The sequence below is a fragment of the Photorhabdus heterorhabditis genome (assembly GCF_001280945.1).
In the GTDB taxonomy this organism is placed as follows: Bacteria; Pseudomonadota; Gammaproteobacteria; order Enterobacterales; family Enterobacteriaceae; genus Photorhabdus; species Photorhabdus heterorhabditis.
In genome coordinates, this window is the sequence record NZ_LJCS01000106.1 from 1 (window position 1) to 7,527 (window position 7,527).

The 7,527-nt window shown below is 47.4% G+C and carries 4 protein-coding genes and 2 pseudogenes; 4 read left to right on the top strand and 2 right to left on the bottom strand.

Annotation, left to right across the window (positions count from 1 at the left end; all coding sequences use genetic code 11):
* From AM629_RS22740 to AM629_RS20155, 4 genes and pseudogenes are all read left to right on the top strand, one after another.
* Positions 1 to 992 (top strand): annotated as a pseudogene (locus AM629_RS22740) (IS630 family transposase); the annotation flags it as partial.
* Between the two features lie 238 nt (positions 993 to 1,230).
* Positions 1,231 to 3,540: a tellurite resistance TerB family protein gene (locus AM629_RS20145; RefSeq protein ID WP_054481474.1), complete on the top strand. Its 2,310-nt coding sequence runs from the start codon at positions 1,231 to 1,233 to the stop codon at positions 3,538 to 3,540.
* 3 nt (positions 3,541 to 3,543) lie between these two features.
* Positions 3,544 to 4,857 carry an ATP-binding protein gene (locus AM629_RS20150; RefSeq protein ID WP_054481477.1) on the top strand — a complete coding sequence of 438 codons (1,314 nt, stop codon included), beginning with the start codon at positions 3,544 to 3,546 and terminating at the stop codon, positions 4,855 to 4,857.
* Positions 4,854 to 7,052: a DEAD/DEAH box helicase gene (locus AM629_RS20155; protein ID WP_054481478.1), complete on the top strand. Its 2,199-nt coding sequence runs from the start codon at positions 4,854 to 4,856 to the stop codon at positions 7,050 to 7,052. Before AM629_RS20150 ends, AM629_RS20155 begins: the two co-directional genes overlap by 4 nt.
* Positions 7,053 to 7,226: 174 nt before the next feature.
* Here the strand turns inward: AM629_RS20155 and AM629_RS25060 are convergent, their stop codons facing one another.
* Positions 7,227 to 7,355 (bottom strand): hypothetical protein, encoded by a 129-nt coding sequence (locus AM629_RS25060; protein ID WP_021552173.1) that lies wholly within the window; start codon positions 7,353 to 7,355, stop codon positions 7,227 to 7,229.
* A 64-nt stretch (positions 7,356 to 7,419) separates the two neighbouring features.
* Positions 7,420 to 7,527, bottom strand: a pseudogene (locus tag AM629_RS23725) (IS982 family transposase); the annotation flags it as partial.

The window sequence follows — 7,527 nt, forward strand, 5'->3', positions numbered from 1 at the left end:
AACTTGAACGTCTTCACGACACCACTCGTGATGGTCAGGTACGAGACAGAATAAAAGCGATCCTTCTGGCTTCTGAAGGGGGGAGTTCTGTGATGATAGCCCAGGCATTGCGACTCCATCAGACCACCGTTGACCGCCATATCGGTGATTACCTCAATCAGGGGAAACTTCAATCTGATAATGGGGGGTCTGATAGTTTACTTTCTTAAGAACAAACTAATTTTTTAATCAATCACTTATCTCAACATCTTTTCCATCACACCCATGAAATCGTGGCCTATGTTGCTCAGCTCTGGAAGATGACCTTTAGCATTCCCGGCATGAATAAATGGCTACACCGTCAGGGGTTTTCTTATAAAAAACCTTGTGGTGTCCCTCATAAATTCGATGCAGAAAAACAGCGACAATTTATTGAATATGACGAAAATCTTAAAGTTACCGCGAAAGACGAACCCATCCTTTTTCTTGACGCTGTTCACCCGACGCAAGGCACTAAACTCAGTTATGGCTGGATGCGAAAAGGTGAGAAAAAAACCGTCAAGACAACAGGAAGCCGGACTCGCCTGAATATATTGGGCGCGCTCAACCTGAATGCCATTGGTCGTACGGTGTTCCAGGAATATCAAACCATCAACGACTACAACATTTGCTGTTTTTTCAATGAAATAAGAAAGTCTTATCCTGACTATCATCAAAAAATTCACCTTATTGTGGATGGGGCGGGTTACAACAAAGCTCATCTCGTGAAGGAGTGGGCTTATGTTAGCAATATTGAGTGACATTACCTTCCTCCCTATAGCCCAAATTTAAACCCGATAGAACGATTATGGAAGGTCATGAATGAACAGGTTCGAAATAACCGTTATTTCGCGGATAAACATGAATTTCGAGACAACGTTTTCAAATTTTTCACCACAACGCTACCGGATATAGCGGACTCGCTGATGTCTAGAATTAACGACCATTTTCAGGTGCTAAAAACTGCATCTTGAAGTTTCTTGGGTATATACCTCTTTTCGCACAGAGCCATCCGTCTGTCACATCTTGGGCTTCTTACTGGTGAAATATTTAACTAACTGTTTTAAAAATTAAAACAGCGGGCTTGTTTTGGTTATGTTTTAGTTTTAACCCCCGCAATATAGCAGTATCATTTTCAGACTAATCCACTTTCCCTGTTTCTCATTGCCATCTTTCGGTGTATGCGAAAAGTCATGTTTAAGGTTACTACCCATGGAGTTATGGATATTCATAGCGGTGATTTATGTTATTTACCTATTGTTTTTCAAAAAGAAAAAACATAAATCTGCAGTAACTTATTCTCCAAAACCAGCGAAAGCGCCCCCTAAAGAATGGCTTGCTGACATCAAGAAACAAGAGGCTATTGTGCAAGATGATGAAAGTGAGGATGACAATCTGGCCACTTTTACACTCAGCAGTGGCCGGAGTGTCGAATTCCGCATAACGCCTGTTGAACATCCGAAAAATTCAAAAACGGCAGATGCCCTGGCCCGATGGGTGCAGATGGGGGAGGGGATTGCTGTAGGTGGTGTAGAAATTTTCGGTGGTCACTTCTACTTCGGCCAGCGGATGAAGCCCGCAGGGAAGAATTTAACCGGCTATTACGACGATGGAAGCGAGGCATCACTAGTTGATGGCTCGTGTAAGATAAAGCCCACTTCATATCTTTACGAAGACGGTTCATTAGGATACTGGCCCAGTTTTTCCTCCCTTACCCCAGAAGCTCGCGGTGCGTATGTAAGTTGGCTTGCTAGTGATAGGTGCGACCCATCGTGCCCTATAGGCTACGTTTTTATCTATCTGTACGGCCTGGAAAGAAGAGCGCTTGTTGACTCCAGAAACGAAAATTTACCTGACGTTGAATTCCGTAACCTATTCAATGAAGTCTGCCGGTTAAGATCGGTATTCAGTGAGAACCGCTCCTTCCGTGGATATTCGTCCCAATTACTCGAAGCCATGTCTATTCTGCGTCCGGACATGGATTTAGCCACTGCTCTCGACCGCGAATCAGGTTTTAGCAATGGCATGCATTTTAAGCTGGCTCTGGCAAAAGCTGTGGATCAAGGAGTGCCTGTATCAGCCGAACTGGCACTGACCTGGGTAACAAACCATACCGAGTATGCGCTACGAACCCCCGCTCGCCGCTGTGCCAAAGAGTTTGCTGTGCTTTTCAAACGGTGTTACACCCTCAAATATGGTGAAGGGATGGTCGTCAAGGCGAATAAAACGCGCCTGCGGTTGGATTACACCCCTGCAAGCCCTAGTTTGCGAGGTGTTCGGCTTCCTGTACCCGACTTGCCAGACCCAAGTGCATTGAAGGGGCCCGTCCAGAAAATTACGACCCTTGCAGATGTCTGTACTGATGAACTTGATGCTTACAGTCGCTACCTCGGCAGGAAAGGCACGTCAACAGATGATACTGCCGCAATTATGTTGCTGCCTGCAGAGATCGTTAATGAAAGCGCAGAAAAAGTATTAAGCTCATTCAAACGCTGGGCTGATGAGGTGATACTCGGTAACGAAGGGTTAGCCCCGGTTGCTGACTTCTGGGCACATATGAATGCCATCTGTCCGGCGAAGATTAATAAAAAAGAGGCTGACTTGATGCAGGCTTTTGCACAGAAGATGGGTTACTGCCTGGCACCTGACCCGTATTACCACCATGTGAAGGCAGAAGTTGATGGTAGTCTGGTTCTATTCCCTGCCGGTGAAGGTGCGCGCTTCTCACCTTCTCCAGAATTTATCTCAGCGGTAATGACGCTCAGATTAGGCGTGATGGTAGCCTTAATCGACAACACACTTGATCAAGCTGAAAAGAAAGTGCTGGAGAATGCCATCAATAATAATACTGGTTTCACCGATGCTGAAAAACGCTCTCTGCACGCGTATTTAACTTGGCAGCTTCATACTCCGGCCAATATGGCGGGGATGAAAAACAGGATTGCGCTGCTGAGCGCGGCGGAAAAATTAGCAGTGGGTAAGGTTATCGTAAGTGTTGCCTGCTCAGATGGCAGAATCGACCCTGCTGAAATCAAACAGCTAGAGAAGATGTATTCAAGCCTGGGGCTGGATCCTTCTACTGTCGCTGGCAGTATCCATCAGCATTCCACAGCTGAAATTACTCCCGTTTCATCTGCACCAGTAAGTCAGTCTATTGCAGAGTTCACTCTGGATGCTAACGTACTGGCACGGCACGAATCGGCCACAGATGATGTCCGTAAGTTACTGAGCACGATTTTCAATGAAGACGAACCGGATCAGCCAGAGAGCGCTCCTGTCCCCTTAATGGAGAAAGTGGGGCTTGACTCTGCACATAGCCAACTTTATCGCAGGTTGCTGGAGAAGGAACAGTGGTCCCGCAAAGAGGCGACAGAGTTGTGCGGTAATTGGAATTTGATGCTCGGCGGTGCGCTGGAGGTGATCAATGACTGGTCCTATGCAGTGGTTGATGCGCCAGTGCTGGACGATGCCGATGATGATATCTGGGTAGACCTTGAAATTGCCAAAGAATTAGAGGGATAGTTAATGTCTGTAACACGCATAAGAGCTAAAGAACGCGACGCTATTATTCAGTCATTGAAGTCAGGCGTAACGCCAAGGATAGGTATTCAGCATATCCAGGTTGGCCGCGTGAATGAGATAACTGCTCTCCACCAAGATATTGAGCGGATTGCGGACGGCGGCGCAAGCTTCAGACTTATCATCGGTGAATACGGGTCTGGCAAAACGTTTTTTATGAGTGTAGTGCGCTCTATTGCGCTGGAGAAAAAGCTGGTATCAGTCAGTGCCGACCTTTCTCCAGACAGACGTATTCACTCATCGGGAGGTCAAGCGCGTAATCTCTACTCAGAGCTTATGAAAAACATGTCCACCCGAAACAAACCGGAGGGCAATGCGTTACTTAGCGTTGTGGAAAGGTTCGTCACTGAGGCAAGGAAGGAAGCAGATGCGGACGACTCCTTGGTTTCATCGGTTATTCATAAACGCCTGGCTGCTTTGTCAGACATGGTCGGCGGATATGACTTTGCGAAGGTCATTGATGCATTCTGGCGCGGACACGAGCAGGATAACGAAACGTTAAAATCCAATGCCATTCGCTGGCTGCGGGGAGAATACACTACCAAAACCGATGCCCGTAACGATCTCGACGTCCGGACGATTATCTCAGACGCTTCGTTCTATGATGCGTTGAAGTTGATGAGCCTTTTTGTCCGTCAGGCAGGCTATGCCGGTCTATTAGTCAGCCTTGATGAAATGGTGAACCTATATAAGCTGAATAACACGCAAGCAAGAACAGCGAACTACGAACAGATTCTGCGGATCCTGAATGACTGCCTACAGGGCTCTGCCGAGAATATTGGTTTTATCCTTGGGGGTACTCCCGAGTTCCTGTTTGATCCGCGTAAAGGACTTTACAGTTATGAGGCGCTGCAATCGCGTTTGGCTGAAAACCGGTTTGCACAGAAAGCAGGGGTGATTGACTACTCGTCACCCACGCTGCATCTTGCCAGCCTCACCCCTGAGGAACTGTATATTTTACTGAAGAATCTTCGCCATGTTTATGCGGGCGGAGAGCCCGAGAAGTACTTGGTGTCAGATGACGCACTTACCGGTTTTCTACACCACTGCAGTAAAACCATTGGGGATGCTTACTTCCGTACTCCCCGTAATACCATCAAAGGTTTCCTCGACATGCTGGCCGTGCTGGAACAAAACAGAACGATAAACTGGCAGACGCTTATTTCGGGTGTGGCGATTGAAGATGACAGGCCCAGCGATATGGATAACCCCATTGAGCAGGAAGAAGATGATAACGGCTTGGCCAACTTCAAATTATGAGCAGCGCGTACGATAATCTCGATCCCCGCGTCCGTAGGTGGGTTTATGAGCAGGGCTGGTCTGTATTAAGGCCCCTGCAAGAGAGCGCTATCCCGGCAGTTTTAGCCCGTGACCGAGATGTGCTAATTAGTGCAAGTACGGCAGCGGGTAAAACAGAGGCTTTCTTTTTGCCTGCCTGTTCAGCGGTTGCAGATCTCACCAGTGGATTTGGTATTGTCTATATCAGCCCGCTTAAAGCATTGATTAACGATCAGTACCGTCGTCTTGAGAGCCTCGGCGAAGCGTTGGATATGCCGGTGACGCCTTGGCATGGGGATGTACCGCAAAGCAAAAAGAATAAGATCCGTGCTAACCCATCTGGCATCCTGCTCATCACACCGGAGTCACTCGAGTCTTTACTCATAAACTCATCAGGCTGGCTCAAACAGGCATTTTCGTCAGTTGCTTTCATTGTGATTGATGAGTTTCACGCCTTTATTGGTTCAGAGCGGGGTATGCAACTGCTTTCTCTGCTCAACAGAATTGATCATGTTCTGGGACGCCACACAAATCCTGTCCCCCGAGTTGCGTTGAGTGCCACACTGGGCGAGTTGGATAAAGTGCCTGAACTGCTGCGCCCGGATAAGCGTCTGCCCTGCGTCACGGTGACAGACAGTAATAGCACGGCCACACTGCAGGTGCAGGTAAAAGGTTATCTGGAGCGGGTGATCGAAAAAGGAGAAGAACTTCAGAGCTCAGCCGAACAACAAGTTTGCTCTGACATTTTCAGACTCTGCCGTGGTGACTCCCACCTGGTCTTTGCAAACAGTCGAAAGCGTACTGAAGGCATTGCGGCAACGCTGGGCGATATGTGTGAGGAAAATGTTGTTCCCAATGAATTCTTTCCCCATCATGGATCCTTGGCCAAGGAATTACGCGAGACCCTTGAAGCCCGTCTACAGAAAGGGAATTTGCCCACAACAGCTGTTTGTACGATGACGCTTGAATTGGGTATTGATATCGGTAAGGTGCAGTCGGTTATACAAGTAACGCCTCCGCATTCTGTTTCTAGTCTGCGTCAGCGTATGGGGCGTTCAGGGCGGCGCGACTCCCCATCGGTGCTTAGAATGCTAATTACTGAACATGAGCTTACAGCAACCAGCAGCATCGTGGACCACCTGCGGCTTCAGTTGGTCCAGTCGATGGCGATGATCAGGCTGATGATCTCTAAGCAATGGTTCGAACCTGCTGATTTACGGCAGAAGCATTACTCCACGCTGCTGCACCAGATTCTGTCAATTACTGCGCAATGGGGCGGAGTTCGTGCTGATCAGCTCTGGTCACAACTATGCCAGACAGGTCCGTTCCGAAATGTCGATTTAGACGATTTCAAAAGTTTGCTAAAGCATATGGGGGCATGTGGCCTGCTCACTCAACTTGCTAGCGGTGAAATGGTTGTCGGGGCAGAGGGAGAGAAACTGACTAATCACTACACATTTTACGCAGTGTTCAATACGCCAGAGGAGTTCCGCATTGTCACGGGAAGCCGAACCCTTGGCACAGTGCCTGTGGACTCACCGCTTCTGCCTGATCAGCATATAATCTTTGGTGGACGACGTTGGAAAGTTACAGAGATCGAGGTGGAAAAAAAGGTTATATCTGTTGAGGCGACCAAAGGTGGCCAGCCGCCACAATTTAGTGGTGGAGGGATGTCTGTTCATGATGTTGTTCGCAAGGAAATGCTCGCTATCTACAGGGATAATGATTACCGTATCGCGGTAGGTAACAAGAGAGTTGATTATGCTGATACCGCAGCCAGAAGCCTCTTTGCGGAAGGCAGTAGCAACTTCCAGCGTTACAACCTCCAAAACGCCCATTTTATTGCCAGCGGTCAGCACTGTTACGTGCTCCCTTGGGTGGGAGATAAAGTCGTCAATACGATAACGGCCTTGCTCATGCGCTGTGGCTTTAAAGCCAGTTCATTTGCAGGTGTTATAGAGATAGAGGACTCAAGCGTAGCCTCAGTCCAGCATGTGCTTAAAGAAATGCTATTCTCGGGCTTACCTTCAGATTTTGAGCTTGCTGCTGATGTTCCAGAAAAGTATCTGGATAAATATGACGAATATCTACCAGAGCACCTGCTTGCCAAAGGATATGGGGCAAAGGCGTATGACATCGAAGGCACGCGCATCTGGCTGCAGGAAAATCTTCAGTAATCTGGCTTCGTAATCAGGGTATAAATAAATTATCTATACCTGTTATCTTTCAAGTTGCTTCTTTGTTGGCTGCACTCACTCACCCCAGTCACATAGTTATCTATGCTCCCGGGGATTCGCTCCCTTGCCGTCGCGATGCATCTTGAAATCTATTGGGTATATACCCTGAGTTTTTTATTTCCCTGTGGATTTACTAGGCTTTAACTCCGGAGTATTACCAGGAGTATCTTTATTATCACGTCGACGTTGATCCGGTTTTCCTGTCGATTTAGCAATTGGTTTAGGACCAGGTTTAAGACCCATAATAGTTATCCTTTAAAGGTTTAAGAGGGAAGCCCTCTATATTAATATTTAACCCGAATTCTGCTTAAGCCGTCATTGAGAAATCTTCTTCTGAGTAGAAAACTTTCAGTGATGGTTTTTTCAATTTAAGGCAGTAAGCAATCAGTCCACCTAAAACGGTCAACATAAATCC